This is a genomic window from Pedobacter sp. MC2016-24 (genome assembly GCF_015223055.1).
Taxonomy (GTDB): domain Bacteria; phylum Bacteroidota; class Bacteroidia; order Sphingobacteriales; family Sphingobacteriaceae; genus Pedobacter.
Genome location: NZ_JADFBX010000001.1, coordinates 809,093 through 835,109 on the forward strand (window position 1 = coordinate 809,093; position 26,017 = coordinate 835,109).

The following is a 26,017-nucleotide window of genomic DNA, read 5'->3' on the forward strand; positions in this document are numbered from 1 at the left end:
GAATAAATATTCAATTTTTAATGGCTATTATTACATTAACAACAGATTTAGGCTCTAAAGATTTCTATCAGGCTGCCCTTAAGGGAAGTATACTGAGTATCTTGCCTACAGCAAACATTGTTGATGTGACACATGAGGTTCCTTCCTTCAATATTTCCCATGCAGCTTTCGTATTAAAAAACGTTTACCCGTACTTTCCTAAAGGGACCGTTCACCTGATCGGGATCGATTCTGTATTTAGCGAAAACACCAAATACATTGCTTTAAAATACAAAGACCATTTCTTTGTAGGTGCGGATAACGGCATATTTTCATTGCTTTTTGAAGAAAAGCCTGAGGAGATTGTAGAACTAAACATCATGCAGGATTTAAAATACCTGCATTTTCCCCTGGTCGACATTTTTGTCAAAGCAGCCACGCAACTGGCTAAAGGTGCCAAACTGAAAGACATCGGGGTACCTACCGCAAATGTAGAAGAACGCATGCTGCTGAATCCGGTTATTGAACGGGATATCATCCGCGGAAGCGTCATTTACATCGATACTTTTTCAAACGTGATCACCAACATCACCAAGGAGCTGTTTACCAGGATTCAACGCAACAGGGATTTCACTTTATACTTCAGAAAAAGTGAAACCATCAGTCAGTTGAGCTGGCATTACAATGAAGTACCCGAAGGTGAAAAATTATGTCTGTTTGGGATCAGCAATCACCTGGAAATCGCCATCAATAAAGGCAAGGCAAGCGGTTTACTCGGACTACAGCTAAATGACATCATCCGAATTGAGTTTCATCCATAAGCTATGCTGACAAGAGTCGTCAAAATGCATCTATCGGCAGACTTCATTGCCGAGTTCAAAATTCTTTTTCAATCGTTGCAGGTTAAAATTGCGGCTTTTGAAGGTTGTCAGGGCGTCCAGCTTTTACAGGATGAGCATAATCCCGAAGTGTTTTTCACCATCAGCACATGGGATGATGCAACCAAACTGGAAAACTACCGGAAGTCGCCCTTCTTCCAACAAACCTGGGCTGTGGTTAAACCCAATTTTAAAAGTAAAGCCGAGGCATGGAGTTTGCTTGTTCCTTAAGGAAAAAGCAAATCATGATTAGAAACTTCCTAATTTTCTCACTATTGTTTCTGGCTGTTTCCGCTCAGGCTGTCCAGCCCGACACCAGTGCTTATAACATCCAGCGCTTAAAAATTAATAAACTATTGGCTGAACGGAGCCTCAAATTCGGGCAATATGATGAAAGTTTGCATGCCAGAACCGGCATATTTGGCTTGCAGACCAAGAAAGACATCCGGAATTCCAATGAGATCTTAAGACAAATCACTTTAAACGACAACGATATTTTTAAAGAAATTAAAATATTGATGGACTACAAAGATCTGGAAGTAGAAAAAACAAAAACCGAAGTCAGCACTTCCGGCAGTCGCGTGCAGAACTACATGCTGAGCATCAAAAAGCTACAGGATCAACAGGAAAAATTAAAACAAGATGTCGCAGCCGCAGAAAAAAGTAAAAACTTTTCTATGCTGATCATCGTTGTTTTAATACTGACCCTGATCGGATTACTGATCTATCTATTTAAAATGAAAAAGGTATGAAAAGGCTATTCTTCAAAACGCTGGTTAAAATAAACAACAAATTATTGCCCAGTCTTTATAAAAAAGATCCAACGAAACTCACCAATCTGCAGAAAGCAATTTTAGGGTACAAGTACTGGACGCTGACCCATTCGCTCAATTGAAATAACTGGTCAGCAAACCGACTAAAAACTTCGGTTCTACCCAGGTCGACTTCGGAGGCATTACACCCCCGGCATCTGCCACGGCAATCACCTGCGCCACTGAGGTAGGATGCAACACAAAAGCGATGGCAAACAGGCCATTATCCACCTTAGCCTGCAAGTCGGCCACCGGCGTACGCCCGCCTTCAAAGCTTAATCTGGCATCAGTTCTCGGATCATGAATACCCAGAATTGGCCCCAGTATGAGATTCTGTAGAATACTCACATCCAGTACTTCTACAGGATCATTAGCATTATACAATCCAGCTTTGGGAACAAGCCGGTACCACTGCGCATTGAAATACATGCCAATTTCATGCAAGGCAGCAGGCTTAACCATACCATCTGAAAGTGAGATTTGAAAAGCGGCTTCAACTGCAGTCATAAATTCAGCATTCGTAAGCCTGCCCATATCCCTAACCAGGCGGTTAAATTCCAATACCTTCACTTCGGAAGTATTCATGTACACGGTACTAAAGTAGTTGTAGGTTTCGGCACCCTGATGTTTTGAGCGATTCAATTCTGCCTTCTGCAAGCCCATTTTTGCCATTGATGCTGCTCTGTGGTGTCCATCAGCAATGTACACACAGGGCATGCGTTCAAATGCCCGTATAAGCTTTTCCAGATCCTCAGCGTCCGTAATTGCCCAAATCTGATGCGATGTACCATCAGCAAAAGTAAAGTCCAGCTCCGGCCTTAAACCGACGTATTGATCAACCATGCTTTCCACAATGGGTTCCGGGTGATAAGTCATGAGCACCGGGTTGGCATCAAGACCAGTTTGCTGCAGATAATCTGCCAGCAGCTTTTCCCTGCGTTCCACAGTAGATTCGTGTTTCTTTATCCTTCCTTCCAGGTAATCGCGAATATGCGTTAAAGTCCAGATGCCCGTTTGAACTAAGCCATCGTGTTGCGTACGGTAAATATAAATGGCCGGACACTCCGCTTTAACCAGGAATTTCTGTTCGATAAAACCCTCCAGATTTTCGCTGATCTTTTTAAAAATCAACTCCTGCCGGGTCCCACGCAAATATGGGTTGTCCAGCTCCGGATCAATCAGGTGCAGAAAGCTATGTTCATTTTCAGATGCAATTAACCTGGCTTCACCCGTACTGTAATTTTCCAGGGGACGGGTCACCACCTGTCCTTGCAAATTTACAGCAGGTTTAAGCGCACAAAAGGGCTTAATTGTAGGCATATATTTGGTTGTTAAAATCAAAAAAGGCTGTCTAAAAGGAAAAATCGGAAAGCAGATGCTCAGCTTATTTTACCTTTGGGACAGCCCCTTTTTCAGTTCTTACTTATTAAAATGCTCAATAATGAGCGTAGCCAGTTCCACACCAATGCGTTCCTGAGCTTCATTCGTAGCCGCACCAATATGCGGAGTTAATGAAATTTTAGCATGCTTTAAAATATCAGCAGAAGGAGTTGGTTCGTTGTCAAAAACATCTAATCCTGCAAAAGCAACCTGGCCGCTGTCTAAAGCAGCAATTAATGCAGCTTCATCAATGGTACCACCTCTCGAGCAATTGACTACAGCAACGCCTTTTTTCATTTTAGCAAACTCTTCGGCACCCAAAATCGGTTTATCTGCAAAAGGTGTATGCAAACTGATGAAATCACTATTGGCAATTACTTCGTCAAGACTTACGGTTTTCACTGGAATAGGTACCTGGATACCACCCTGAAGATTTAAGGTCAGGTTACCCTCAAAAGGGAACAGGTCATATGCCAGCACGTTCATCCCTAAGCCTAAAGCTACAGTAGCCGTTTCGCGACCGATACGTCCGAAACCAATGATACCAATGGTTTTGCCCCTCAACTCCACACCTTTTGCATAAGCCTTTTTCAGACCATTGAAATTGGTATTTCCTTCTACCGGCATTTTACGGTTCGCATCCTGTAAAAAACGAACACCGGTAAATAAATGTGCAAATACCAGTTCTGCTACCGACAAAGAGGAAGCTGCCGGTGTATTCACTACGGCAACACCTTTACTACGTGCATAGTCAACATCAATATTGTCCATACCTACACCACCTCTACCAATTAATTTGATATTCGGGCATTGGTCTATAAGTTCCTGACGTACTTTAGTTGCACTACGTACAGTAATACCGTCGTAGTTCTTTAAAGCTTCAGCCAATTGATCTTGTGGTACTGTTTCTGTATCAACTACAAAACCAGCTTGCTCTAACATGGATTTACCAATGGGATCAATCCCATCGTTTGCAAGTATTTTAATCATTAATTTGTTTTATATGTGGTTCTTGTTATTTAATTGTGTTTCTCTGCAAAGTTCTGCATCAATTCAACAAGGGTATGTACACTTGTAATCGGCAAAGCATTGTACATCGAAGCCCTGAATCCACCTACACTACGGTGTCCTTTGATGCCTTCAATTCCATTTTCTTCTGCATATTTCAGGAATGGTTTTTCCAGTTCAGGATTTTCCATCACAAAGCAAACATTCATTCTTGAACGGTCTTCAACAGCACAAGTACCTTTAAACAATGGGTTTCTGTCGATCTCGGTATACAAAGCATTTGCTTTTGCAATGTTCTCTTTCTCAATTTCAGCAACCCCACCTTTGGCTTTTAACCACCTTAAGTTTAGCATCGCTACATAGATTGAAAATACCGGTGGCGTATTGTACATAGAACCGCCCTCGATGTGAACTTTATAGTCTAGCATAGATGGAAGGCCGCGACCAGATTTACCTAAAATCTCATCTTTAACAATAACCACTGTTAAACCTGCAGGCCCGATGTTTTTCTGTGCTCCCGCATAAATCAGGTCATATTTTGAAACGTCAATTACACGGCTCATGATGTCTGATGACATGTCACACACAACAGGAACTTTGGTTTCAGGTAAACTGAACATTTCGGTACCATAAATGGTATTGTTAGACGTGCAGTGGAAATAAGCACTGTCCTCAGGAATGGTATAATCCTTTGGAATGAAAGTATAATTGGACGATTTTGAAGAAGCCACAATGTTGGCTGTTCCAAAATTAACCACTTCTTTAATTGCCTTGTTAGCCCATACTCCGGTTTCCAGGTAACTTGCAGATTTGCCCTGAGGCAACAAATTCATAGGAACCATCGCAAATTGCAAACTTGCCCCCCCCTGTAAAAACAAAACGGAATAACCGGCCGGAACAGCTAACAATTCCTTAACCAATTTTGCAGCCTCTTCAACAACACCTTCAAATTCAGGTGTACGGTGAGAGATCTCTAGAATAGACAGGCCGTCTTTAAAATCTAAAACAGCTCTTGATGCTTGCTTGAAAACTTCCTGAGGTAAAATACAGGGTCCTGCGCCGAAATTATGTCTCATTTTATATACTGATTTTTATTGATGGTAAATGTAACAGTTTTATACCGTTTATCATTTCGATTTTTTGAACTTGATGACTAATTTTAGGTTAATACGTCTACCCGTTAAATAGTTAGGAACAGCATATTGTACGTTATCTATATCCTTCAACCACAGATAGGAAACTGTATTATTCATGTTTAACAAATTAAATACTTCCACAAACACGGAAAACGAACTAAAATATTTATCCAGGAAGGGTGATTTTTTGACAGAAAGATCATCTAAAAAATCTTTAGAGAAGCCAATATCTACCCTTTGGTACGCCGGTATGTGAAAATCATCGGTATATCTGTGCACCAACGGAGAACCCAATGGCAGTTTTGAACCGTACAACAAGTTCAAATGCACCTTGTAAGTCGGACTGTTCAATAACCGATCCTGAAAATACCCCGAAAAATTAATACTTTGATTTGTAGGACGTTTTAAATAGCCAATTCCGTCATTTAAAATATCCTGATTGGCTTTCATCACCGAAACCCGGAAATAAGACAACAAATCTTTCACAAATTCTCCGCCGATGCTAAAATCAGCCCCGTAAGTATAGCCTTTGGCCAGCTCATCTGCCAGATATTTGATCCGTACATTGTCCATCATATACGGAATAAGCCGGTCTGTGTATTTAAAATAGAATTCTGAAGTAAATTTCAATCGTGTACCCAGGGCATCAAAGGCATAATCATATCCGGCAGAGCCATTATAAGAACGCTGGGCCTGCTGCTGCAGATTTAACCGGCCATTAAAATCGCGAATGGTCCGGTAATCAGGTGCCTGCTGGTAAATTCCTGCTGTAAAACGGAGAATTTTGTTGTTCCGCTCCGGGCGGTAGGCCAGTAATAGCCTCGGACTAATCAGCAATTGCTTACTTAAACTATTGAAATTTGCCCGCACACCGAGCTGCAAGTCTGTCCGCGCAGTCAAGCTATAACTGTCCTGTATATAAGCGGTCAGGTATTCAATAGCCAGGCTATTCCTGGTTGCGATGGCATTGTCCTGGTAAAAACTCCCCACATTCCCCTGAACCGGGTGCCCTGCAGAATCGATCAGGCTGTACTCGTTCAAATCATCACGGTACTTCTTTTGCTCAAAACGAAAACCCCAGGAAAAAGTATGGCTATCCAGATTTTGATCACCTTTCAGTTCCGAGCTCAATACTGTTGAGTTTAAATCGTTATGGGCATAATTGGTATAACTACCATACCCCCTGTTGATGTTTGTACCCGGTACACCAACCTGCCCCTTGTACAACTCGTTTAGTTCGTACCAGCCGGTCATGTCTATCCGCTCCCTTTCAATGGTTTTAAAATAGCTATTGATCCATTTGATCACCAGGTTGGATCTGGGAATAAATTTCGCGGTTATTGCCCCGCCTGCAGTTTGATAATCATCGACCTCCTTGCCATCGTAATCCACATTCAGATGCATCAGTGTACTCAGTGTACCAAATTCAGTTTGCCGGCTTTCCGGAATCAGCTTAAATACCCCACTGTTGAAATTTCCAAAAAAGTTCAAGCTAAACTTATCGGATAAGTTCTGCTGATAAACCAGCTGTACGTCGGTAAAATTAGGCATATAACTACCTTTGTTATCCTGACTACTCAAAATACTGGTATTGTTCTTATACCTCAAACCCGCAAGTATATAGCTGTTTTTTTGCAATACTTTCGCGCCAAAAGACATCCCAAGTAAACTGGCATTTAGTATCGCCGAGGTACTGTCGGGACGCTCGTACTTCACATCCAGCACCGATGATAGTTTATCGCCGTAACGCGCCTCAAATCCTCCTGCCGAGAATTTAGCTGCACTCAACAAATCGCGGTTGATGAAACTTAAGCCTTCCTGCTGGGCATTTCTAATCAATACGGGACGGTTGATCTCTACATCGTTCACATAAATCAGGTTTTCGTCAAAGCTACCGCCACGCACGCTGTACTGGTTACTCAATTCGTTATTGGTAGATACTCCCGGAAGCATTTTTAACATGGCTTCAAAATTTCCTGATACCGAAGGCAACGTTGAAGCATCTGTGATGTTGATGGTTGTGCTGTTACTCAACTGGTTCTGCTTGGTGGTGATCGTTACCTGTTCCAGCTCATTTGGATTGATGGCTAGCACAACGTCCTGGGTAAGCCGACCGGGTTTGAGCATCTTAACAGGAATCAATAAAGGATTATAGCCCAGTAAACTGAACTTTAAAGTAAACTCCTTGGTTTTGGAATAAATGTTATAATGGCCGACATCATCGGTAATGGTCGACTGGCTTTGACCCACTACAGTAACAGTCACATGGGTCAGCACGCCGCCAAGTTCATCCGATACTGCACCCGAAATTTTTACCATGGGCTGCCCTTTCACATAAGTAAAGCCGAATAACAGTAAAAAAAACAAGCCGTATTTTCTGAGCATTAAGGCATTATAGTTTCGATAGATGTTGATCAAATTCTTTCATATCCGAAATCATCTGAAGCTGATCCTGAGCCGCAAAGACCGCGTTTCCAGCTACAAAGACATCGGCACCGGCCGCGATCAGTTGCCCAAGGTTATGTAATCCTACCCCACCATCCACTTCGATGAGCAATTCCGGTTTTACCTGATCTGCCATAGCCCGCAGTTCTGCAATTTTATTTAAAGTATTGGGAATAAATTGTTGTCCGCCAAAACCCGGATTCACCGACATGATCAGCACCATGTCCAGGTCCACCAGGATATCTTTTAACAGGGCAACGGGCGTATGTGGGTTCAGTGCAACAGCAGCTTTACAACCGGCAGCATGTATGGCTTGAACGGTTCGGTGTAAATGCACACAAGCTTCATAATGCACCGTAATCACGGCAGCGCCGGCAGCAGCAAAACGTTCAATGTACTGATCTGGATTTACAATCATCAAATGCACATCAAGCGGTTTACGGGCATGTTTTTTAATGGCCTCCATGACCGGAAAACCAAAAGAGATATTGGGCACAAAAACACCATCCATTACATCCACGTGAATCCAGTCGGCCTTACTGGCATTTAACATTTCAGTATCGCGTTGTAAATTCGCAAAATCGGCAGAAAGTACGGAAGGAGCTATCAGGTGTTTCATTTCAGTGTCCGGTTAAAATAGGTTATTGGCTTTCTAAATATGGTAAAGATAACTAAATAAAAAAACAGTGCAGATAAAATAGAAAAGATCCACAGCTTCAGTTCAACTTAAATTATATATTTTAATATATTATATTGATTAATTAATTATATTTACCGGTGAGGATCAACAAGATGCATACGACTCTGATACTAAAAAAGTACATTACGATAGCATCAACAGCACCTCTGAAAAGGAATAATAATTTAAAATTGCAACTAACAGCTATTTAATATGAAAAGAAATTACGATCAGTCTGCCCTAAAAGCGGTCACCTTAATTGCCGATCTATGTTCCGAATACGATCATGCGGAATCTACGGTTCTATTGATTAACCTGGTGAAGGCCTTTCAATGCAAAAGTCTGAGCCACCTAAGCCAAAATCAGTACAGCAAAACTTTTAACTTCATCAACAAGCTAACCACCATCTACCTCAGTATCCAACAAATCAGCACATTACAGGAAAGCCATGCTGGAGAAAATGAAGATGAACTTCAAAAACCCCTGGAACAGGTCTCGGCGCAGTGCTCACCAGCAGCAGTCATCAGAAATTTCTTTAACAAATATGCCCTGCATGAAAGCCAGATACTGTCTGACGTGTTGACAAACACACTACTGGATAGCAATCTGAGCCAGGCAAAGATGCTTCAGCTGTGCGACTTTCAACAAGATCTTGAATGCTTACTGCAGGCAAATCATCTTTTGTTTCAGCCTGAGCAATAGTGTTCATTTTAAAAAAAGTAGAAAAGCACTCAAAAAGCTCATTTAAAGCTTGTTTTCGAAGATATAATGCACAAAATGAACAAGCTAAACTTTAAGATATACATTTAACTTAAAAATCTATAATCATTAGGGAATACACATGGATAATATTACTGAATACAAGGCCCTTTCGGATGCCGATCTTCTTGCGTATTTAAGAAATGGAGACGAAAATGCTTTTATTGAAATTTTTAACCGTTACCAGCGCAATCTTCACATACATGCTTATCAAAAACTAGGTGATTTTGAACAAGCTAAAGAAATAGTTAAAGAGCTATTTTTGACGTTCTGGAAAAAACGAGAAGATATCCCCCAAACCGCTAAAATTGAACCATACCTATATACCATGACTAAAAATAGGGTTTTAGAAGCCATAGCAGATCATAAGGATATTTCCATGTATTCGGCATCGTTTGATAAATTTATAGAAAAGGGAGAAATCTGGCATCGAAACTAACGGACAATCTTATCATAAATAACCCCCGAAGTAATTAAACTCCGGGGGTTATTTATTTTGCAGAAATGCAATTTATATGTATTTACTGTTTACAGTAAAACCAATTAAGCTGGTTTATTTGCAGCAGGTGCTCCTTCTGGTTTCGGCGGACGAGGCAATAAAGCTTTTCTGGAAAGTTTCATTTTACCTTGTTTGTCAATGTCCAACAATTTAACCTGGATTTTATCACCTTCTTTCAATACACCGTCCATGGTTTCTAAACGCTCCCATGCAATCTCAGAGATGTGCAATAAACCGTCTTTACCTGGCATAATTTCTACGAAAGCACCAAATGGCATGATTGATTTTACTTTACCATCGTAAGTTGCACCGATATCTGGTTTAGCTGCGATCGCATTGATACGTGATACTGCTGCATCAATAGCTGCTTTATTATCCGCAAAAATCTCAACGATACCTTTGTTACCCACCTCTTCGATAGAGATCGATGCGCCGGTTTCACGTTGCATTTCCTGAATAATTTTACCGCCTGGCCCGATTACCGCACCGATAAATTCTTTATCGATTGATAAAGATACAATACGTGGAGCATGGTCTTTATAATCTTCGCGAGGTGCAGAAATTGTTTTCTTCATCTCGTTCAAGATGTGCAAACGCGCTTCTTTAGCCTGAATCAAAGCGTTAGTCAACACTTCCCATTTCAAACCATTGATTTTCAAGTCCATCTGACAAGCTACAATACCTTTTTCAGTACCTGTAACTTTAAAGTCCATATCACCCAAATGATCTTCATCACCCAGGATATCAGAAAGGATGGCATATTTACCAGTTTTCTCATCGGTAATTAAACCCATCGCAATACCAGATACTGGTGCTTTGATTTTAATACCTGCATCCATCAGCGCCAATGTACCGGCACAAACAGTTGCCATAGATGAAGAACCGTTCGACTCTAAAATATCAGAAACGATACGGATGGTATATGGATTTTCTTCCAGTCCTGGTAATACTTTCTTCAAAGAGCGCATCGCCAGGTTACCGTGACCAATTTCACGACGGCCAGCTCCCCTGTTCGGACGAACCTCACCAGTTGAGAAACCAGGGAAATTATAGTGCAATAAGAATTTATTGTAACCATTGATGAAAGCACCATCAATCATTTGCTCGTCGTCTTTAGAACCTAAAGTAACAGTAGTCAAAGATTGGGTTTCACCACGTGTAAATACGGCCGATCCGTGTGCTGAAGGTAAATACCCTACTTCACTCCAGATTGGACGTACTGTACGCACATCACGACCGTCTAAACGAATTCCTTCGTCTAATACCAGGTTACGGATGGCATCATATTGTACATCATGGAAATATTTTTTAGCCAGGAAGCCGGTAACGTCATCGATACCTTCACCTAAAGTAGCGATAAAGTCCATCAGGATAGCACCGAAAGCATCTCCACGCTCACCTTTACTGGTGTTGCTTTTTGCTACAGCATATACTTTATCGTAAGTAGCCGCATAAACCTGCTCTTTCAACTCAGGATTGCTGTCTTCATGAGAGTAAGTACGTTTTACAGTTTTACCCACCAATTCAGCCAGTTCTTTTTGAGCTTGTACCTGAATGATGATGGCTTTATGTGCAAATTCAATCGCTTCAACCATTTCAGTCTCAGAGATCTCATCACATTCACCTTCAACCATAACGATATCTCTTTCCGTACCTGCAACCAGGAATTCTAAAGAAGCACGCTCTAAGTCGCTCACATAAGGGTTAATTACAAATTTACCGTCAATTTTAGCTACACGCACTTCAGAAATTGGTCCGTTGAACGGAATATCTGAAACTGCAATTGCTGCCGAAGCTGCCAAACCAGCTAAACAATCTGGCATAATATTTTTATCCGAAGAGATCAGGGAAATCATCACCTGGGTATCAGAGTGATAATCTTCCGGGAACATCGGACGTAGTGCGCGGTCAACCAAACGGGAAATTAAAACTTCATAGTCAGATAATCTGGCTTCACGACGAAGAAACCCGCCAGGGATACGTCCCGCAGCAGCATATTTCTCCTGATAATCTACCGATAGCGGTAAAAAATCAACCCCTGCTTTTGCACCTACCGTAGATACTACAGTAGCTAAAAGCATGGTATCACCCATTCTGACAACTACAGAACCATCAGCTTGTTTCGCTAATTTTCCTGTTTCAATTTCGATTGTTCTGCCATCGCCCAAGTCGAACGATTTTTTTATTACATTCATTTAATAATTGTTGTGGTGTGTTTTCCTCTTTCCACACACCTTGTTTATATATAGTTTTTTTACTTTTCTAAGTTAGGATAAAACTTACGCGAATTTGCTGAAAAAATCAAACTCTGCAACTATTTTATCGGTAAAAGTAAAAAAGCCATTCCCTGAAGAATGGCTTTTCCTTGATAATAATACGCTTATTTGTTGTCTTTTGACCCCAAAGGCTTGATGATATCCCTTAAACCTAAGTTTTTGATGATAGCACGATAGCGCTCAATATCTTTTTTAAATAGATACGCCAAGATACCACGACGTTTACCTACTAGTTTTTGTAGTGCTAACTGAGTAGAGAAATCTTTACGATTTTTCTTTAAATGCTCTGTTAAGTGCGCAATACGATATGTAAATAACGCTACCTGACCTTCTGCAGAACCCGTGTTTGTTTCTACTTCGCCGTGTTTTTTGAAAATTTCGGCTTTTGACTCTTTACTTAAATACATTCTTGAATGATACTAAAGTTTATAAAAATTAATTAATTGAGCGCAAAGATACTGTATGTTTTAATGATTAGCAAGTATATCGATGAACAGATATTTAAATGTCATTTGGTTTACATATCACTCCGCATCACAAACATAAGTAAATTCTAAATCCTATTTTTGCCACATCAATATTTCAGCCATGGAAAAGACACAATACAGCATATTTGAAAGCGAGTTAAAGGTACGCCCGGACGACATAGACATGTTTAACCATGTACACAACAGTAAATATTTTGATTATGTACTTGCTGCCCGCTACGATCAAATGGCTGAATTCTACAAAATGCCCATGGAATCTTTTCTAAGCAGTGGATATGGCTGGGTGGTACGCACTGCACTGGTTGACTTTAAGCGGCCCCTGGTATTGGGCGATGTCATTGCCATCAGAACGGGTATTTTAACCATCAACGAAAAAGGATGCCGGGTACAATTCGAAATAGAAAACAAACGTACTGGTAAAATCGCTTCCGACGGCTGGTTTGATTATGTCATGATCGACACTGCAACCGGAAAAGGCTGCAAAGTAAACCAGGCAATGATCGAGGCATACAGCATTTAAACCGAACAAACCGACAACAGTTTCAACCAGCTGCATATTGAAAAAATACCATTTTTATCGGCTAAAGTCCATGTTAAGTCCATGTCAAGTCCATATCAAGTCCATGTTTTTCATATAAATACATGGATTTGTCACGCTTTCATTTTTAAGTGAAAATTGAGCAATATATAACATTTATGGCCAATAACCTAAATTTGGGTCCTGCCTCAGCATCCTGACGGATCATAAAAAAGCAAAAATCATGTTGCCGGTTTTATAAAATCTTTTATATTTGCAACCTAACAAAACCGCGATACGATGAAAGTAATTGCAGTCCGTTTGAGGTTCTAACAACCAAGGACTCCACTCCCCCAATACAGTTGCTCAGACAAATCTGTCTGAAACCGGTTTTATTTATCTACTTTTTTCCACCATATGTCACAACAAAAAACGGCTTCCATGGGTAAGCTATCTCAAATTTTTAACCTTTTAAAACAAGCGCTAAAGGGCGAAGACCTCGACTTTACACAAGGTAGTATGCGCAGAGCAGTGCTGCTGCTAGCCATTCCAATGATGCTGGAAATGGCAATGGAATCGGTTTTTGCACTGGTAGATCTTTATTTTGTAGGTCATTTACACAACAGCAGTCATGCCATACAAACCGTTGGTTTAACAGAATCTGTACTGACGGTGATTTATTCACTGGCCATCGGCATGAGTATGGCCGCCACAGCTGTGGTTGCCAGAAGGGTTGGCGAAAAAGATCCTGCAGCAGCAGGAAAAGCGGGGATGCAAGCCATTTTTGTGGCTGTAGTATTTAACCTGATCATCAGTGTAGTTGGGGTGATCTTTGCTACAGACATTTTACTCTTGATGGGTGCATCGGCAGAAACCGCGGCACAAGGAACACCCTTTATGCGCATCATGATGGGCTGCAGTGTCATTATTGTACTGTTATTCCTGATCAACGGAATTTTCAGAGGTGCCGGTAATGCCGCCATCGCCATGAAAAGCTTGTGGATTGCCAATATCGCGAATATTATTCTTTGTCCGGTGTTGATCAATGGCTTCGGTCCTATTCCGGCTTTTGGTTTAACAGGCGCAGCCATGGCCACTTCCATTGGTCGTGGGCTTGGTGTATGCTATCAATTGTACCACCTGTTTAATGGAAAAGGCGTGCTGAAGATTCAGTTGTCTTATTTAAAACCACATTGGGAACAGATCAAAGCTTTACTCAAAATTGCAACGCCAGGTATTTTTCAGTTCGTCATCGCTTCCTGCAGCTGGATTTTTCTGGCGCAACTGGTGGCAACTACGGGTGGCGACCACGGGTCGGCCGGATACCAGACCGCATTGCGGCTCATGATGTTCTTTATGTTGCCGGCCTGGGGCATGAGCAATGCGGCAGCAACACTGGTGGGCCAGAACTTAGGTGCCAAACAAATCGAACGTGCAGAACAGTCGGTCATGAAAACGGCCAAATACATTGTCATCTATATGCTGTCTGTGATGGTGTTCACTTTCATCGGCGGCAAATTCTTTATTGCATTTTTCACCAATGATGTATTGATTCAGCAGGTGGCCCTGAAAGCATTGCAAATTATGAGTGTGGGCTACATTTGCTACGGCATCGGCATGGTACTGATGAGCACCTTTAATGGTGCGGGAGATACCTGGACACCCACCTGGATTAACTTCTTCGGTTTCTGGATGTTCCAGATCCCGATGGCTTATGTACTGGCCAAACACTTCAACTTAGGGCCTACCGGTGTATTTATTGCCATACCGGTAGCCGAAACTGCAATCGCCATTGCGGCCTTCTTATTGTTTAAAAAAGGCAAATGGAAAACAGTTAAAGTTTAAGACTGGATTCTTCGGGTTTGGGCATATAACCTAAACCCGGAGTTAACCAATGGAGTAAAATCACCCTGGAGTAACGGTAATTGAAAGGTGCAAATAAAAGCACCCCCACCAGAATGATACCGGCATAGAGCCACAGATTATCATATACAAGCGGCAGACCGAGTATATATGCAGCTACGCTGATGCTTACCATTTCGGCTACATTCATCGCATAACTCACAAACATGGACACGTAAAAATAGCCTGGTTCGCGTTCAAAACGGAGGTTACAACTCGGGCAATATTCATTGGTACCCTGACCTTTCAGTGAATATGCTTTTCCGTAAAATATATCGCCTTTGCGACATCTTGGACATTTGCATTCAACAACAGCGCGTAATTTTGAAATTGGTTCCATAGTAGCAGATCATTTAAAATGTGTACTACAAAGATAAGGAAGCCTGAGTTTCTAATTTATGATCTGGATCATATTACCATTTTTGGGGCTTTGACTTAGGTTTTGATGATTTTACCCCGCAGCAGCCTGAGTTCTTTCTGCGCAGCCAGTTTTTTGACAATACGGATGACAGTCTCCACCCTTAAACCACTCATATCAGCCAGTTGCTGTCGCGTAACATCCAATACGCCGTCTTTTTCGAGGCTTTTAAACAGGTAGCTGATGAGTGTCCGGACGCGATGTTCGGCCTGTTCATTGGCCAGTTCCTCCAGCATCATAGATTTGTAAAATAAGCGGTTGCTCATCGTTTTGATCAGTTCCATGTTAAAATCACGGTCTTCATCAATCAATTGATAGAACTGGGTACGATTTACGGGAATGATTTCGCTGTCCTGGGTCGCAATGGTGTAAGCCAGGTAAGGTTTGTTGACCAGGAGTGCCGGTTCACCAAAATATTGATGGGCTTTGAAAATACCCTGGATAAACTCTTTACCATCGTCGTTTACGGTGACCATCCGCACTTCGCCACGCTTAATAAAATATACAGCCCGGGGCGTTGCTCCGGGCTCGTAAATGACTGCCCCTTTTTTGTATTGCACAATGGGGTAATTGTGATCTATTAAATACTGAATGTTCATAGGCCAATCGGGTCTGGTCGCTAGCCGATGGTTTCTCTAACCAGTTTGGTATAAAAATCATTGAGTTTCATGCCTGATGCTGCAACTTGCTGGGGAATGAAACTGGTTGCGGTTTGCCCGGGGATGGTATTGATTTCAATGAAAAACAAATCGCCTTCATCACCGGTCAGGATGAAGTCCATACGCACCACGCCCCTGCAGTTTAATTTAAGGTAAACAGCTTTGGCAACCTCTTCTACCCTAAGCTGCGTTTCAGGTCTGATGTTGGCTGGCGTAGTTTCTGTAGCTACACCTGGTGTATATTTTGCTTCAAAATCAAAAAACTCTTTGGCCGTTTCCACTTCCGTTGCCGGTAAAGCGGTAACTACACCATCCAGTTTAACAATGCCGATGGTAAATTCGCGTCCTGAAATGAATTCTTCAATCAGGATTTGTGTATCTTCTTTAAAGGCACGGTCTATTGCAGCCTGCAGATCTTCAGCATGTGTCACCTTACTCATGCCGATGCTGCTGCCACCATTATTGGGTTTAACAAAATAAGGCAATTTCAGATCGGCCTTAATCTGCTCAATATCATAAGGTACGGTTTTAAAAATCTGGACAGACCTGGCAATGTTCAGGTCAGGAATACCATTGACGATGGCCTTGGTATACCCTTTATTCATGGTTACGGCCGAAGTGAGCGCATCACAGGTAGTATAAGGCAAACCAAGCATATCGAAATAACCTTGCAGCTTCCCATCTTCACCGGGAGCGCCATGAATGGCTATAAAGACCCCGTCAAAGGTGATTTTTTTTCCTTTAATGTTTAGAGAGAAGTCGTTGCGGTCTACCTCAATTTTCACAGAATCTTCAGGTTCGTAATACCATCCCTGCTGACTGAGCATAATTTTATATACCTCAAATTTATCCGGATCCAGATTCTGGGCAATTGTAGCCGCACTTTTAACGGATACAACCCACTCGCCAGTGGTGCCACCTGTAAGTAAAGCAAGTGTTTTTTTCATTGGTATTTAGTTTATCTTTTAATGGATACAGGTAACGTGTTAGTTATGGCTACAAATATAAATTAGTTGGTGCAGATGTCATTTTAATTCCAATAAAATATTTTTTTAGCCTAAATTTGGCCTTTATACCTTTAATGAGATACAAACAAACATGGGCAAATTTATAAGCTATCTAAAGACAACATCATTCAGGAACAATTTCATTGCCGCGATACTCACTGTGGTTGTCATTTTATTGATTGCTTTCTTTAGTTTAAGGTATTACACCAAACATGGACAAGGCTTAAGTGTGCCTGCCTTAAAGGGCCTGGCTTTTACACAAGCTGTAAGCAAACTGGAAGCACTCGGCCTACGTTATGAAGTAGATTCGGTATATGTGATGGATTCGCCTCCGGGTATTGTGATTGACCAGGATCCGGATCCCAACACTTTTGTAAAAGACAATCGTACGATATACCTGACCATCAACTCTGGTCTGGCACCAAATGTAAAGTTCCCGGATATCCTGGATAAGCCATTGAAACAGGCCTTGGGGATGCTTGAAAATTTTGGCCTGAAACTTGGGGATACAACCTATAAAGCAGATGTGAGCAGGGACGTAGTTTTGGGAACCTCTTTCGGTGGACAAGAAATCAGGGTTGGCGAAACCTTACCAAAAGGATCAAGAATTGACCTGGTACTGGGCGACGGACGAGGCAATGAGCTGGTTGACATTCCGGAGCTTGTTGGATTAACCAAGGATGAAGCTTTGTTTGCACTTAGAAACGGAACCACTTTGAACATTGGAATCATCAGTTATGAAGGTACGATCACGGATTCTGCAACGGCAGTGGTGATCAGACAAACCCCGGCAGTGACGGATTCTTTAACACAGGTAAAAATGGGTACCCCGGTTAACATTACGCTTTCAAATAAATAACAGATTATTACTTTATTGTATATATGACAAACGAAAAGAAAACATCTAAAGGCAAGATTATTCTGGCCCTGGTATTGGCAGTTTTAGTGGTTGGTGCTTACTTTGGATTTCAGTTTTACAAGGTTTATTTTGCGCCCAATACCACAGGTAAAGCAAAATACATTTATGTCAGAACCGGTTATAAACTGGATGATCTATTGCAGGAACTGCGGTTAAAAGATGTTTTGACCAATATCGGAACCTTTAAGGAGGCCTCTGCAAAAATGGGATTGTATGCGGCGTTAAAACCTGGCCGCTATAAACTTTTGAAGGGTATGAACAACCGCAGCATCATCAATATGCTGAAATCGGGGAACCAGGATCCGGTAAAACTTAAGTTCCAGAACCTTCGTAAGAAAGAAAATTTTGCTGGCTTTTTAGGTAAAAATATGGAAGCAGATTCATTGACTTTCATCAATCTGCTGGATTCTGCAGCATTGATTGAAAAATATGGCTTCAATAAAGACAACAGCTATGTGATGTTTATTCCGAATACTTATGAGCTGTACTGGAACATTACACCGATCGCATTTTTTGAAAGAATGCATAGCGAATATGATAAGTTCTGGGATGCATCGCGCAAGCAAAAAGCAGCAGCCTTGAATTTAACCCCTATCCAGGTTTCCATTTTGGCCTCTATTGTAGATGCCGAAGCTTTGTACGATAAAGAAATGCCTACCATTGCAGGTTTGTACCTCAACCGTTTAAATAAAGGCATTTTGCTGCAGGCAGATCCGACTGTGATTTTTGCAAACGATGATTTTACAGTGAAAAGGGTAACAAACGCCTTACTTCAGGTTCAATCTAAATACAATACATATAAGTATGTAGGTCTGCCTCCCGGGCCAATCATGATGCCAAGTATCAATGCCATTGATGCGGTGCTGAACCGGGAGAAAAACGATTACATTTACATGTGCGCCAAAGAAGATTTTTCAGGTTATCACAATTTTGCAGTCACGGTTCAGGAACATGAAAGGAATGCAAAAAAATACAGGGATGCTTTAAACAAGCGTAATATTTTCAAATAAATGTATATACACAGCACTAAAGTAAGGGTCAGATACGGCGAAACGGATCAGATGGGTTATGTTTACTACGGTAATTACGCCGAGTATTATGAGGTTGCGCGTGTAGAAATGCTACGCAGTCTGGGTATGGATTATGCATCAATGGAAAGAACCGGGGTGATGATGCCCGTGTTGGAGCTGAACTGTAAGTATATTAAACCAGCGTTGTACGACCAGGAAATTACGATTAAAACAACGGTAGCAGAACTTCCGGGGGTACGCATCTATTTTAAATACGAACTATTTAACGAAGCTGAGGAACTGATTAATATTGGCGCTACGACCCTTGTTTTTGTGGATATGGTTAAAAATAAACCTTGCCTTCCTCCAGAAGATTTTATGGAAAAAATGCGGGGATTTTTTGACTAAATTTGATCAATGGAGTGGGTACATCAACAGCTGTTAAAAATCAGGATTTACGCTTTGTTCATTGAATGGACAAAAGTTTGTGTACTTCCCGGCTTTAGTCCCCTCCCACTTTATACTGTTGCCAGTTTCTTTTTTAAAGAAATTGGAAAGGATTCTTTGGTCAACAAAGCCTCTTCACTGGCCTATAATTTTATGCTTGCCCTATTCCCGGCAATTATCTTTTTGTTTACGCTGATTCCTTTTATTCCAAAAAGAATTGGTTTTCAGAAGCAATTGATGGACTTTATTGTATTGATTTTGCCTGCGGATGCTTACAGAGCTTTTGAAGCCACCTTGAACGAAATTGTGAATAAGCAAAACGGAGGTTTATTGTCTTTCGGTTTTATCTTGTCCTTGTTTTTTGCGACAAACGGTGTCCACAGCTTAATGATGGCCTTTAACAAGTCGTCTTTACTGATTGAAACACGAAGCTGGGTTAAGCAGCGTTTGATGGCCATTGTACTCACGATCATCATTGCATTGTCCGTAATCATCTGCATTGTAGCCATGACGGTTGGTGAATTTGCCTTAAAATATATAGATAGTGAGCTGGACATCAAGGGCAATTTAATTGCTTACCTGATCCAGCTGACCAGGTGGTCTTTATTGGGAATTTTATACTTTGTGACCATTTCAATTTTATACCGCTATGGCCCGGCGCATTCCAAAAAGTGGAAGTTTTTTAGTGCAGGTTCCTGGCTGGCTACCATCCTGGCCTTTTTGACCATCTGGGGATTTTCCTTTTACATCAATAATTTCAGTTCTTACAATAAAGTGTATGGTTCCATCAGTGTGTTGATTGTGCTGATGATCTGGCTGTATTTGAACTCATTGATCCTGTTGATTGGTTTTGAATTGAACGCCAGCGTAGACCTTTCTAAACGCAGCATTAAAATCATCAAAACGAATTTCAATTTGTTTAAAAAGCAAAGTCAGCACGAGGAAGATCATTAAAAATCAAATGGCTGTGAAATCTATTCATCCATGGAAGATATTGCGTATAAAATAATCAAACCCGAACCTGAACTGTCCGATTATATAGAGAGTTTTTGGATGATCGCCAATCTTTCAGCAGAAAGCAAGGAAATTGTTGTTTTGCCCAATGCGACCATAGACCTATCCCTCTCTAACGCTTCATCAGAGCCTTTTCACATCATGCTGATGGGACTTGAAAATGAAGCCAGCCAGACCTCGCTTAGTCCCAACATGAAGATTTTTGCCATCAGCTTTAAGTTACCGGCTATTGAGTATCTATTCAAAACGAGTATTGCTGATCTGGTGAACCAGGTCAGGCCACTCCCGGCCGACTTTTGGGGATTCAATTCTGATGACCTGCAAAACTTTGATGATTTTCATGTTAAAGCTTCCAACAAAATCAAAACGCTGATCAGAGAAAAAATGGACGCTCGGAAAAGGAAACTGTTTGAACTTATTTACGCTTCCAATGGCGCTTTGACGGTTAAAGAGCTATCGGATAAGGTTTACTGGAGCAGCAGACAGATCAACCGGTATTTCAACCAGCAATTCGGCATTTCATTGAAGCTTTATTGTAATTTATTGAGATTCAGCGCTTCTTTTCAACAGCTTAATGAAGGAAAACTTTACCCGGAGCAGAACTATACCGACCAGGCGCATTTTATCCGGGAGATCAAAAAATTCTCAGGCGTAGTTCCTGGTGAATTGGCTAAAAATAAAAACGACCGATTTATACAATTATCGGCATTGAAGAAGCAATAGTTTTGCTCATGTTAAATGATATTCAACATGAGCATTCAAAATTTAAAAATAGCAATTGTTGGTGGTGGTCCCGGGGGGCTTACACTGGCCAGACTGCTGCAAATGAACGGTGCAGCAGTACAAGTATATGAACGCGACCTGGACAAACATGCCAGGGTGCAGGGAGCCACGCTCGATCTGCATACCGATTCCGGATTGAAAGCACTGGAAAAGGCTGGTTTAATGGATGCCTTTAGGGCCAATTACCGGCCTGGTGCAGATAAAACACGTATTGTTGACCAGGATGCGCAGATTTTTCTGGATGACCATGCCGTGCAGCAGGAAGAAGAGGCCTTTGGCGATCTTTACTTTCGTCCGGAAATAGACCGTGGCCCATTGCGCAAAATGCTGTTGGATTCGCTGGATCCGGACACTGTAATTTGGAACAGCCATTTTAAATCCATGCAGCAAAAGGGTGATGGCTGGGAGCTGACATTTCAAAACGGCAGCTCAGCTGTGGCTGACCTGGTGATTGCAGCCGACGGTGCAAATTCAAAAATCAGGCCTTTGATTACTTCTATTCGTCCATTTTACTCCGGCGTTACCGCGCTTGAAGGTAGTGTATATGATGCGGAGCAACGCGTCCCACGCATTTATGACTTGTTAAAAGGTGGTAAAATATTTGCTTTGGGTAATGGACAAACGATCATCGTGAGTTCAAAAGGCGATGGCAGCTTGGCTTTTTATGCCGGCTTCCGGGCAGCAGAAAACTGGACAAACCTGAGTGGAATTGATTTTGCAGATCCGGCAAGTGTACTGAATTGGTTTAAGCAGGAATTTGAAACATGGGACAGCATCTGGCAGGACTTGTTTACCTATGCAAGTGGCGCGCTCATCCCAAGACCTTTGTATTGTATGCCACTGGATCAGCAGTGGGATGCCCAGCCAAATTTAACCATGTTGGGTGATGCCGCGCATTTAATGCCTCCTTATGCAGGTGAAGGTGTAAACATGGCCATGTTAGATGCACTTGAATTGTCTGAACATCTTCTGGATGATGGATTTAAAGACCTGCAATCGGCCATTGCCAGTTTTGAAAGCAAGATGCTGGAAAGAACGGCTCAAGTTGCCGGGGAATCACTTGACAACACTTTATGGATGCATGAAAATGGGGCGCTGGCGAAAATGATGGCGATGTTTGAACAGCCGCAGTAAAAGTTAAAAAGCGCAAGTTTTGGGTTTGGGCAACCTTAGTTATCCAGTAGTTTTGCTGTTATTTGATGGAAGATATTGGGAAAATGGATAAAAAACAAGGCCATGTGTAAAAAAATATAAGCCGTAAAAACCTGATTATAAAATCATTAAAATGAATACAGGAAGGCAATGTTAAATTAATATAAAAATAAGTTAATCTAAATTTGCAAAATCGAATGGTATTCGTACTTTTGCCCCCGGAGAGCTGGCAGAGTGGTCGAATGCGGCAGTCTTGAAAACTGTTGACTGTCATAGGTCCGGGGGTTCGAATCCCTCGCTCTCCGCCAAAATGGTGATCAAAGCCGTACAAGAAGCCTGAAATTGTAAGATTTCAGGCTTCTTTGTTTCATACCAAAGCCACAATTGTCATCAATTTCGATGTAGTTGTCAAATGATAAATTAAATAAACCTTTGCCAGCTTTAATTAAGTCAATTACATTAAACCATTACCTTCATCAAACAATTCATGCAACTTTCTTTGCAATATTTTTTTATCTGGCAATTGAGTTTTATATTCAGCGACCATCGTCGGAGAAAGACTTCGGCTTAACGCATATTCGACGACCTCACTATCTTTATCCTTGCATAGTAAAATGCCTATACTGGGCTTTTCATTTTGTTTTTTCACATCTCTATCGAGTGCTTCCAGATAAAAATTTAACTGACCTAAATGCTCAGGCTTAAATTTATCTGCTTTTAGCTCAAATGCAACCAGGCATTGCAATCCTCTATGGAAAAATAATAGATCAATATAAAAATCGCTACTTCCAACCATCACTTTATATTCTTCGTCTATAAAGATAAAATCCTTCCCCAACTCGAGAATAAAAATTTTCATCTGCTGAATCAACCCCCTCTGCAAATCACTTTCATTATGCGGTTCTGGCAAATGTAAAAACTCAAAAACATAACTATCCTTAAAACTACTAGCCAAATCAACATTAATTTCTCTCACCACTGGTGAGAGATTTGCTTTACCTATCATCACTCTTTCGTAAAAACTAGTGCTTATTTGCCTTTCTAATTCGCGTTTACCATATCTCTCCTGAATGCATAGTTTTAGATAGAATTCTTTTTCTTCTTCAGTTTTAGCTCGGGAAAATATGATTAGATTATTTGTCCAACTAATTTCTCTCACCAGTGGTGAGAGTTTTGGAGAGTCCTTATAAACATCATAAAACTGTCTCATTCGCCAAAGATTCTTATTTGAAAAACCTTTTAGATCTGGCTCGTTGCGCTGCAAAAATTCAGCCAGCTGATCAACAACTGACTGGCCCCAATCAGAGTTCTCAATCTTGCTACTAATATACTTTCCAATTTTCCAATAAAGATCAATTAATTCAGTATTAACAGATTTCAAGGCATTAAATCGAGACTCTTTAATGAGATCAATCACTTGGGCAAATTGTTTTTCCAACATATTAAGTTTATTAGCAACAAATGGTGTTGACCAAAAATACATATAATGCAGCTAAAATCCTGAATATCACCTTGAGCATAACTAAATATCATACAAAAGATACGACGGAATATATTCGAGCCTAAAATGATCCATGATGTACTCCCACTGAGTGCTTTTCAGATAATAATGTTCACTGCCTATTCCCTTAATTTTTTCTTCCCATAACTTTCGGGGCGAAGATCCGTTTGTCAGGTACACAAATACAACGTTCTTATCGTGAAACTCTCCCTTTGTATTTCTGAATTCCTTCTTTGCATCCAGGCAAGGACTACACCATGTTGCCCAAAGGTCAATAAAAACAACCTTTCCTTTATATTTGGACACAATTGTATCCATAACTTTATTGTTAGCAACCAGCGAAATGTCGTTAACAACAGTGGGCGATTTGAATTTGTCCAGTTCAGTAACCTGCTGGTTTTTTCGGAATAATATTTTGGCAATTTCTCCGTTTTTCCAATACTTTTTTATATTCTCTTTTTGCTTTTCGCTTAGCGAGCTTACTTCTCATTGAGCTGTCTGCCATAGGCATTGGCTGCTAAAATATCATAAAACTGGCCACTATTGAACCCTACCAGTTCTGATAATATTACGCTAAACGGTAACCGTTCAGAATATTAAAAGTCGTAAACCGTTACCAGTATGTTTTTTTCTATCAAAGTAGATTGGATTAATGGTTCTATTTTGTCCCAGGTTCCACCTGCTAATCCACAACCAATTCTCGGCATATGAACTGTAGCATTATTCTCTAATGCAAATTGCCCTACTTTATCCAGCCCTGATAAAATTGCTTCATAGCGAATTGGTGCATTCCCTTGCTCGTCTTTATAGATCTTATGCTGTCCGATTAAGTTAGCAACCCAAAGCTCATCTTCAACCTGTACAAATTGGACTTGACCGAGAACGAAGTTGTCTTTTGTCTTAAACCAATGTCTATAGCTACGTTCTGGTTCTTTCCAACGTTTTGAAATTGCCATCACAAAGCCTTTTCCCCAGGCACCAATATCATTGCAGACATGTACTATTATTTTATTCCCTTTGTTTTCAGGGGTTGTTGCATCACCTTTTTTGTAATCTATATTCATCAGTTGATAATTTCGTTATTCAAAATTGAACATTTGCCTGTATAAGAAAGAATTAACCGGTTATTTTTGAAAAGCCTGATATCTAACCATAAAGAATTAAGTTCATTGATTTCAATATTTTGTCTGATCGCAGCTCAGCATTATTTAAATTTATTTGCTAAATCTAAATAGTGCTGTCTACCATATACATTGTTTGATTTTTCAGATTTTTTGTTGAAGTAACGGACTACTTCTTCTTTATTTTCCTCGGGTATCTGATTACCATACAAAGCCATAATGGCCTCGAAAGAACTTTCTGCTACTTTTTTAGGAGACAATTCCTTCACATTCATAAAATACTGCCATTTTTTGCTATAATTTTTAAAGTGTTTCAGTCTTGGAAGAAATATCGCCACATAAGGCCCCACATTTTTTTTGTAAGCATTTTCGACCATAAAATCATACATATCTTGGGATTCCGGCAAGTTGTATCTTTGAATCATATTTCCTATTGCAGAAATAAGAAGGATAGCCATTTTGGCATGATCAGCATTGCTTTTATAAATGTCTAAAAGTATTTCAGAAAACTTTACATCATTAAAAAGATCGTTATAATAAATCGATACTTCTAGTCTTGGGGTCTTTTCAAATTCCTTTACACTTTGAAAAAGATCCTCAATACTAAGTTTTCTCCACTGAGATATTTGTTTTTTTAACACCTCAATGTGATCAATATTCTTTTGTATCTTATAAGGTATGTTCCTCATTTATATAATTCTTCTTTATTCTATATTCAACTTAAAGAAAATCTAGTCTCTAAGCTCTTATCTTTTTTTTATGGTGAGCAAGCATGTACCTACAATTATCATTGGCAGCCAGAAAACAAAGGAATATTCTCCAATTTTACTCACAACAGGGTTTAATGGAGGGCCCTGATAGGCAAACATCGATACCCCATATAAAAGCATTCCAATACCTAAAATGATTATTACTATTCCAAAAATTTGACGTTTAGACATTTGTTTTCTTATTTTTTCAGATATAAAACCACATTGAGCGTCTATATATCTGACGTTAATTTGAATAAAGCTATGATTTTTTGTCTTTAACTTTTAAATCAGAAAATTTGTCCAAACTTCTTAATAAAATCTTCGTCTTTTAAATACTTCACAAAACAAATAGACACCCATAAAACAAATATATTAATAGCAAATTTGCTGTTAATATAAATACTAAAGTCAAAAGGCTTAAAGATATCCATTAAAACAATCAATTATTATGTCATTAATCCATTCATTATAGAAGA

The 26,017-nt window shown here is 40.5% G+C and carries 28 protein-coding genes and 1 tRNA gene; 15 read left to right on the top strand and 14 right to left on the bottom strand.

Annotation, left to right across the window (positions count from 1 at the left end; genetic code table 11):
* Positions 1–20 precede the first annotated feature (20 nt).
* From IM797_RS03670 to IM797_RS03685, 4 genes are read left to right on the top strand one after another with little or no spacing between them, the layout of a single operon-like run.
* The gene (locus tag IM797_RS03670; RefSeq protein WP_194125726.1) at positions 21–800 is read left to right on the top strand and encodes an S-adenosyl-l-methionine hydroxide adenosyltransferase family protein; all 780 of its coding nucleotides are present in this window, start codon (positions 21–23) and stop codon (positions 798–800) included.
* 3 nt (positions 801–803) lie between these two features.
* Entirely contained in the window at positions 804–1,088 is a 285-nt protein-coding gene (locus tag IM797_RS03675) for a putative quinol monooxygenase (protein WP_194125727.1), read from the top strand.
* Positions 1,089–1,102: 14 nt separating this feature from the next.
* Positions 1,103–1,609, top strand: a complete 507-nt coding sequence (locus tag IM797_RS03680) for a hypothetical protein (protein WP_194125729.1) — start codon at positions 1,103–1,105, stop codon at positions 1,607–1,609.
* Positions 1,606–1,752 carry a hypothetical protein gene (locus tag IM797_RS03685; protein ID WP_194125730.1) on the top strand — a complete coding sequence of 49 codons (147 nt, stop codon included), beginning with the start codon at positions 1,606–1,608 and terminating at the stop codon, positions 1,750–1,752. The genes IM797_RS03680 and IM797_RS03685 overlap by 4 nt, the downstream gene beginning before the upstream one ends.
* Here the strand turns inward: IM797_RS03685 and IM797_RS03690 are convergent.
* From IM797_RS03690 to rpe, 5 genes are all read right to left on the bottom strand, one after another.
* On the bottom strand, positions 1,745–2,989 hold the full coding sequence (locus IM797_RS03690) for a DUF1015 domain-containing protein (protein WP_194125731.1): 1,245 nt from the start codon (positions 2,987–2,989) through the stop codon (positions 1,745–1,747). The genes IM797_RS03685 and IM797_RS03690 overlap by 8 nt on opposite strands.
* A gap of 99 nt (positions 2,990–3,088) precedes the next feature.
* Positions 3,089–4,039 carry a D-2-hydroxyacid dehydrogenase gene (locus IM797_RS03695; protein WP_194125732.1) on the bottom strand — a complete coding sequence of 317 codons (951 nt, stop codon included), beginning with the start codon at positions 4,037–4,039 and terminating at the stop codon, positions 3,089–3,091.
* A 29-nt stretch (positions 4,040–4,068) separates the two neighbouring features.
* The gene (gene serC / locus IM797_RS03700) at positions 4,069–5,133 is read right to left on the bottom strand and encodes a 3-phosphoserine/phosphohydroxythreonine transaminase (RefSeq protein ID WP_194125733.1); all 1,065 of its coding nucleotides are present in this window, start codon (positions 5,131–5,133) and stop codon (positions 4,069–4,071) included.
* A gap of 51 nt (positions 5,134–5,184) precedes the next feature.
* Positions 5,185–7,578, bottom strand: a complete 2,394-nt coding sequence (locus IM797_RS03705) for a TonB-dependent receptor (RefSeq protein ID WP_194125734.1) — start codon at positions 7,576–7,578, stop codon at positions 5,185–5,187.
* Between the two features lie 7 nt (positions 7,579–7,585).
* Positions 7,586–8,257 (bottom strand): ribulose-phosphate 3-epimerase, encoded by a 672-nt coding sequence (rpe, locus tag IM797_RS03710; protein ID WP_194125735.1) that lies wholly within the window; start codon positions 8,255–8,257, stop codon positions 7,586–7,588.
* Positions 8,258–8,530: 273 nt separating this feature from the next.
* Here rpe and IM797_RS03715 point away from each other — a divergent pair, with 273 nt between their 5' ends.
* Together IM797_RS03715 and IM797_RS03720 are read left to right on the top strand one after the other, a co-directional pair.
* Positions 8,531–9,019, top strand: a complete 489-nt coding sequence (locus IM797_RS03715; RefSeq protein WP_194125736.1) for a hypothetical protein — start codon at positions 8,531–8,533, stop codon at positions 9,017–9,019.
* Positions 9,020–9,158: 139 nt separating this feature from the next.
* Entirely contained in the window at positions 9,159–9,515 is a 357-nt protein-coding gene (locus tag IM797_RS03720; RefSeq protein ID WP_194125737.1) for an RNA polymerase sigma factor, read from the top strand.
* 104 nt (positions 9,516–9,619) lie between these two features.
* Here the strand turns inward: IM797_RS03720 and pnp are convergent, their stop codons facing one another.
* Both pnp and rpsO read right to left on the bottom strand, forming a co-directional pair.
* Positions 9,620–11,770, bottom strand: coding sequence for a polyribonucleotide nucleotidyltransferase (pnp, locus tag IM797_RS03725; RefSeq protein ID WP_194125738.1), 2,151 nt, complete (start codon positions 11,768–11,770; stop codon positions 9,620–9,622).
* 185 nt (positions 11,771–11,955) lie between these two features.
* Positions 11,956–12,258 carry a 30S ribosomal protein S15 gene (gene rpsO, locus IM797_RS03730; protein ID WP_194125739.1) on the bottom strand — a complete coding sequence of 101 codons (303 nt, stop codon included), beginning with the start codon at positions 12,256–12,258 and terminating at the stop codon, positions 11,956–11,958.
* 181 nt (positions 12,259–12,439) lie between these two features.
* On the opposite strand from rpsO, the gene IM797_RS03735 reads away from it, so the two are divergent.
* On the top strand, positions 12,440–12,859 hold the full coding sequence (locus IM797_RS03735; RefSeq protein WP_194125740.1) for a thioesterase family protein: 420 nt from the start codon (positions 12,440–12,442) through the stop codon (positions 12,857–12,859).
* Positions 12,860–13,273: 414 nt separating this feature from the next.
* Positions 13,274–14,701, top strand: a complete 1,428-nt coding sequence (locus IM797_RS03740) for an MATE family efflux transporter (RefSeq protein WP_194125741.1) — start codon at positions 13,274–13,276, stop codon at positions 14,699–14,701.
* On the opposite strand, the gene IM797_RS03745 is transcribed toward IM797_RS03740, so the two are convergent.
* The 3 genes from IM797_RS03745 to IM797_RS03755 all read right to left on the bottom strand — a co-directional run bounded on the left by IM797_RS03745 (position 14,691) and on the right by IM797_RS03755 (position 16,782).
* Positions 14,691–15,098, bottom strand: coding sequence for a DUF983 domain-containing protein (locus IM797_RS03745; protein ID WP_194125742.1), 408 nt, complete (start codon positions 15,096–15,098; stop codon positions 14,691–14,693). The two genes, IM797_RS03740 and IM797_RS03745, sit on opposite strands and share 11 nt — an antisense overlap.
* A gap of 95 nt (positions 15,099–15,193) precedes the next feature.
* A complete protein-coding gene (locus tag IM797_RS03750) occupies positions 15,194–15,775 on the bottom strand; it encodes a Crp/Fnr family transcriptional regulator (RefSeq protein ID WP_194125743.1) in 582 nt (193 codons plus the stop codon).
* 20 nt (positions 15,776–15,795) lie between these two features.
* On the bottom strand, positions 15,796–16,782 hold the full coding sequence (locus IM797_RS03755) for a D-alanine--D-alanine ligase (protein ID WP_194125744.1): 987 nt from the start codon (positions 16,780–16,782) through the stop codon (positions 15,796–15,798).
* A gap of 151 nt (positions 16,783–16,933) precedes the next feature.
* Between IM797_RS03755 and IM797_RS03760 the strand changes: the two genes are divergently transcribed.
* The 7 genes from IM797_RS03760 (at position 16,934) to IM797_RS03790 (ending at position 22,475) form a co-directional block, all read left to right on the top strand.
* Positions 16,934–17,701 (top strand): PASTA domain-containing protein, encoded by a 768-nt coding sequence (locus IM797_RS03760; protein ID WP_194125745.1) that lies wholly within the window; start codon positions 16,934–16,936, stop codon positions 17,699–17,701.
* A gap of 23 nt (positions 17,702–17,724) precedes the next feature.
* Positions 17,725–18,771 (top strand): endolytic transglycosylase MltG, encoded by a 1,047-nt coding sequence (gene mltG, locus IM797_RS03765; protein WP_194125746.1) that lies wholly within the window; start codon positions 17,725–17,727, stop codon positions 18,769–18,771.
* Entirely contained in the window at positions 18,772–19,179 is a 408-nt protein-coding gene (locus IM797_RS03770) for a thioesterase family protein (RefSeq protein ID WP_194125747.1), read from the top strand.
* A 9-nt stretch (positions 19,180–19,188) separates the two neighbouring features.
* Entirely contained in the window at positions 19,189–20,172 is a 984-nt protein-coding gene (locus tag IM797_RS03775) for a YihY/virulence factor BrkB family protein (protein WP_194125748.1), read from the top strand.
* Between the two features lie 30 nt (positions 20,173–20,202).
* Complete coding sequence (locus tag IM797_RS03780) at positions 20,203–20,955, top strand: AraC family transcriptional regulator (RefSeq protein ID WP_194125749.1); 753 nt, start codon at positions 20,203–20,205, stop codon at positions 20,953–20,955.
* Between the two features lie 27 nt (positions 20,956–20,982).
* Positions 20,983–22,149, top strand: coding sequence for an NAD(P)/FAD-dependent oxidoreductase (locus IM797_RS03785; RefSeq protein WP_194125750.1), 1,167 nt, complete (start codon positions 20,983–20,985; stop codon positions 22,147–22,149).
* Between the two features lie 238 nt (positions 22,150–22,387).
* Positions 22,388–22,475: transfer RNA gene (locus IM797_RS03790), tRNA-Ser, on the top strand.
* A 146-nt stretch (positions 22,476–22,621) separates the two neighbouring features.
* On the opposite strand, the gene IM797_RS03795 is transcribed toward IM797_RS03790, so the two are convergent.
* From IM797_RS03795 to IM797_RS03810, 4 genes are all read right to left on the bottom strand, one after another.
* Positions 22,622–23,608, bottom strand: a complete 987-nt coding sequence (locus IM797_RS03795) for a YhcG family protein (RefSeq protein ID WP_194125751.1) — start codon at positions 23,606–23,608, stop codon at positions 22,622–22,624.
* Positions 23,609–23,689: 81 nt separating this feature from the next.
* Positions 23,690–23,986, bottom strand: coding sequence for a thioredoxin-like domain-containing protein (locus tag IM797_RS03800; protein ID WP_194125752.1), 297 nt, complete (start codon positions 23,984–23,986; stop codon positions 23,690–23,692).
* 278 nt (positions 23,987–24,264) lie between these two features.
* A complete protein-coding gene (locus IM797_RS03805; protein WP_194125753.1) occupies positions 24,265–24,732 on the bottom strand; it encodes a macro domain-containing protein in 468 nt (155 codons plus the stop codon).
* 140 nt (positions 24,733–24,872) lie between these two features.
* Positions 24,873–25,478 carry a hypothetical protein gene (locus tag IM797_RS03810; RefSeq protein WP_194125754.1) on the bottom strand — a complete coding sequence of 202 codons (606 nt, stop codon included), beginning with the start codon at positions 25,476–25,478 and terminating at the stop codon, positions 24,873–24,875.
* Between the last annotated feature and the right edge of the window lie 539 nt (positions 25,479–26,017).

Coding starts and splice junctions, on each gene's coding strand:
- IM797_RS03670 (WP_194125726.1), top strand. CDS start 21: ATGGCTATTATTACATTAACAACAGATTTAGGCTCTAAAGATTTCTAT.
- IM797_RS03675 (WP_194125727.1), top strand. CDS start 804: ATGCTGACAAGAGTCGTCAAAATGCATCTATCGGCAGACTTCATTGCC.
- IM797_RS03680 (WP_194125729.1), top strand. CDS start 1,103: ATGATTAGAAACTTCCTAATTTTCTCACTATTGTTTCTGGCTGTTTCC.
- IM797_RS03685 (WP_194125730.1), top strand. CDS start 1,606: ATGAAAAGGCTATTCTTCAAAACGCTGGTTAAAATAAACAACAAATTA.
- IM797_RS03690 (WP_194125731.1), bottom strand. CDS start 2,989: ATGCCTACAATTAAGCCCTTTTGTGCGCTTAAACCTGCTGTAAATTTG.
- IM797_RS03695 (WP_194125732.1), bottom strand. CDS start 4,039: ATGATTAAAATACTTGCAAACGATGGGATTGATCCCATTGGTAAATCC.
- serC (WP_194125733.1), bottom strand. CDS start 5,133: ATGAGACATAATTTCGGCGCAGGACCCTGTATTTTACCTCAGGAAGTT.
- IM797_RS03705 (WP_194125734.1), bottom strand. CDS start 7,578: ATGCTCAGAAAATACGGCTTGTTTTTTTTACTGTTATTCGGCTTTACT.
- rpe (WP_194125735.1), bottom strand. CDS start 8,257: ATGAAACACCTGATAGCTCCTTCCGTACTTTCTGCCGATTTTGCGAAT.
- IM797_RS03715 (WP_194125736.1), top strand. CDS start 8,531: ATGAAAAGAAATTACGATCAGTCTGCCCTAAAAGCGGTCACCTTAATT.
- IM797_RS03720 (WP_194125737.1), top strand. CDS start 9,159: ATGGATAATATTACTGAATACAAGGCCCTTTCGGATGCCGATCTTCTT.
- pnp (WP_194125738.1), bottom strand. CDS start 11,770: ATGAATGTAATAAAAAAATCGTTCGACTTGGGCGATGGCAGAACAATC.
- rpsO (WP_194125739.1), bottom strand. CDS start 12,258: ATGTATTTAAGTAAAGAGTCAAAAGCCGAAATTTTCAAAAAACACGGC.
- IM797_RS03735 (WP_194125740.1), top strand. CDS start 12,440: ATGGAAAAGACACAATACAGCATATTTGAAAGCGAGTTAAAGGTACGC.
- IM797_RS03740 (WP_194125741.1), top strand. CDS start 13,274: ATGTCACAACAAAAAACGGCTTCCATGGGTAAGCTATCTCAAATTTTT.
- IM797_RS03745 (WP_194125742.1), bottom strand. CDS start 15,098: ATGGAACCAATTTCAAAATTACGCGCTGTTGTTGAATGCAAATGTCCA.
- IM797_RS03750 (WP_194125743.1), bottom strand. CDS start 15,775: ATGAACATTCAGTATTTAATAGATCACAATTACCCCATTGTGCAATAC.
- IM797_RS03755 (WP_194125744.1), bottom strand. CDS start 16,782: ATGAAAAAAACACTTGCTTTACTTACAGGTGGCACCACTGGCGAGTGG.
- IM797_RS03760 (WP_194125745.1), top strand. CDS start 16,934: ATGGGCAAATTTATAAGCTATCTAAAGACAACATCATTCAGGAACAAT.
- mltG (WP_194125746.1), top strand. CDS start 17,725: ATGACAAACGAAAAGAAAACATCTAAAGGCAAGATTATTCTGGCCCTG.
- IM797_RS03770 (WP_194125747.1), top strand. CDS start 18,772: ATGTATATACACAGCACTAAAGTAAGGGTCAGATACGGCGAAACGGAT.
- IM797_RS03775 (WP_194125748.1), top strand. CDS start 19,189: ATGGAGTGGGTACATCAACAGCTGTTAAAAATCAGGATTTACGCTTTG.
- IM797_RS03780 (WP_194125749.1), top strand. CDS start 20,203: ATGGAAGATATTGCGTATAAAATAATCAAACCCGAACCTGAACTGTCC.
- IM797_RS03785 (WP_194125750.1), top strand. CDS start 20,983: ATGAGCATTCAAAATTTAAAAATAGCAATTGTTGGTGGTGGTCCCGGG.
- IM797_RS03795 (WP_194125751.1), bottom strand. CDS start 23,608: ATGTTGGAAAAACAATTTGCCCAAGTGATTGATCTCATTAAAGAGTCT.
- IM797_RS03800 (WP_194125752.1), bottom strand. CDS start 23,986: ATGGATACAATTGTGTCCAAATATAAAGGAAAGGTTGTTTTTATTGAC.
- IM797_RS03805 (WP_194125753.1), bottom strand. CDS start 24,732: ATGAATATAGATTACAAAAAAGGTGATGCAACAACCCCTGAAAACAAA.
- IM797_RS03810 (WP_194125754.1), bottom strand. CDS start 25,478: ATGAGGAACATACCTTATAAGATACAAAAGAATATTGATCACATTGAG.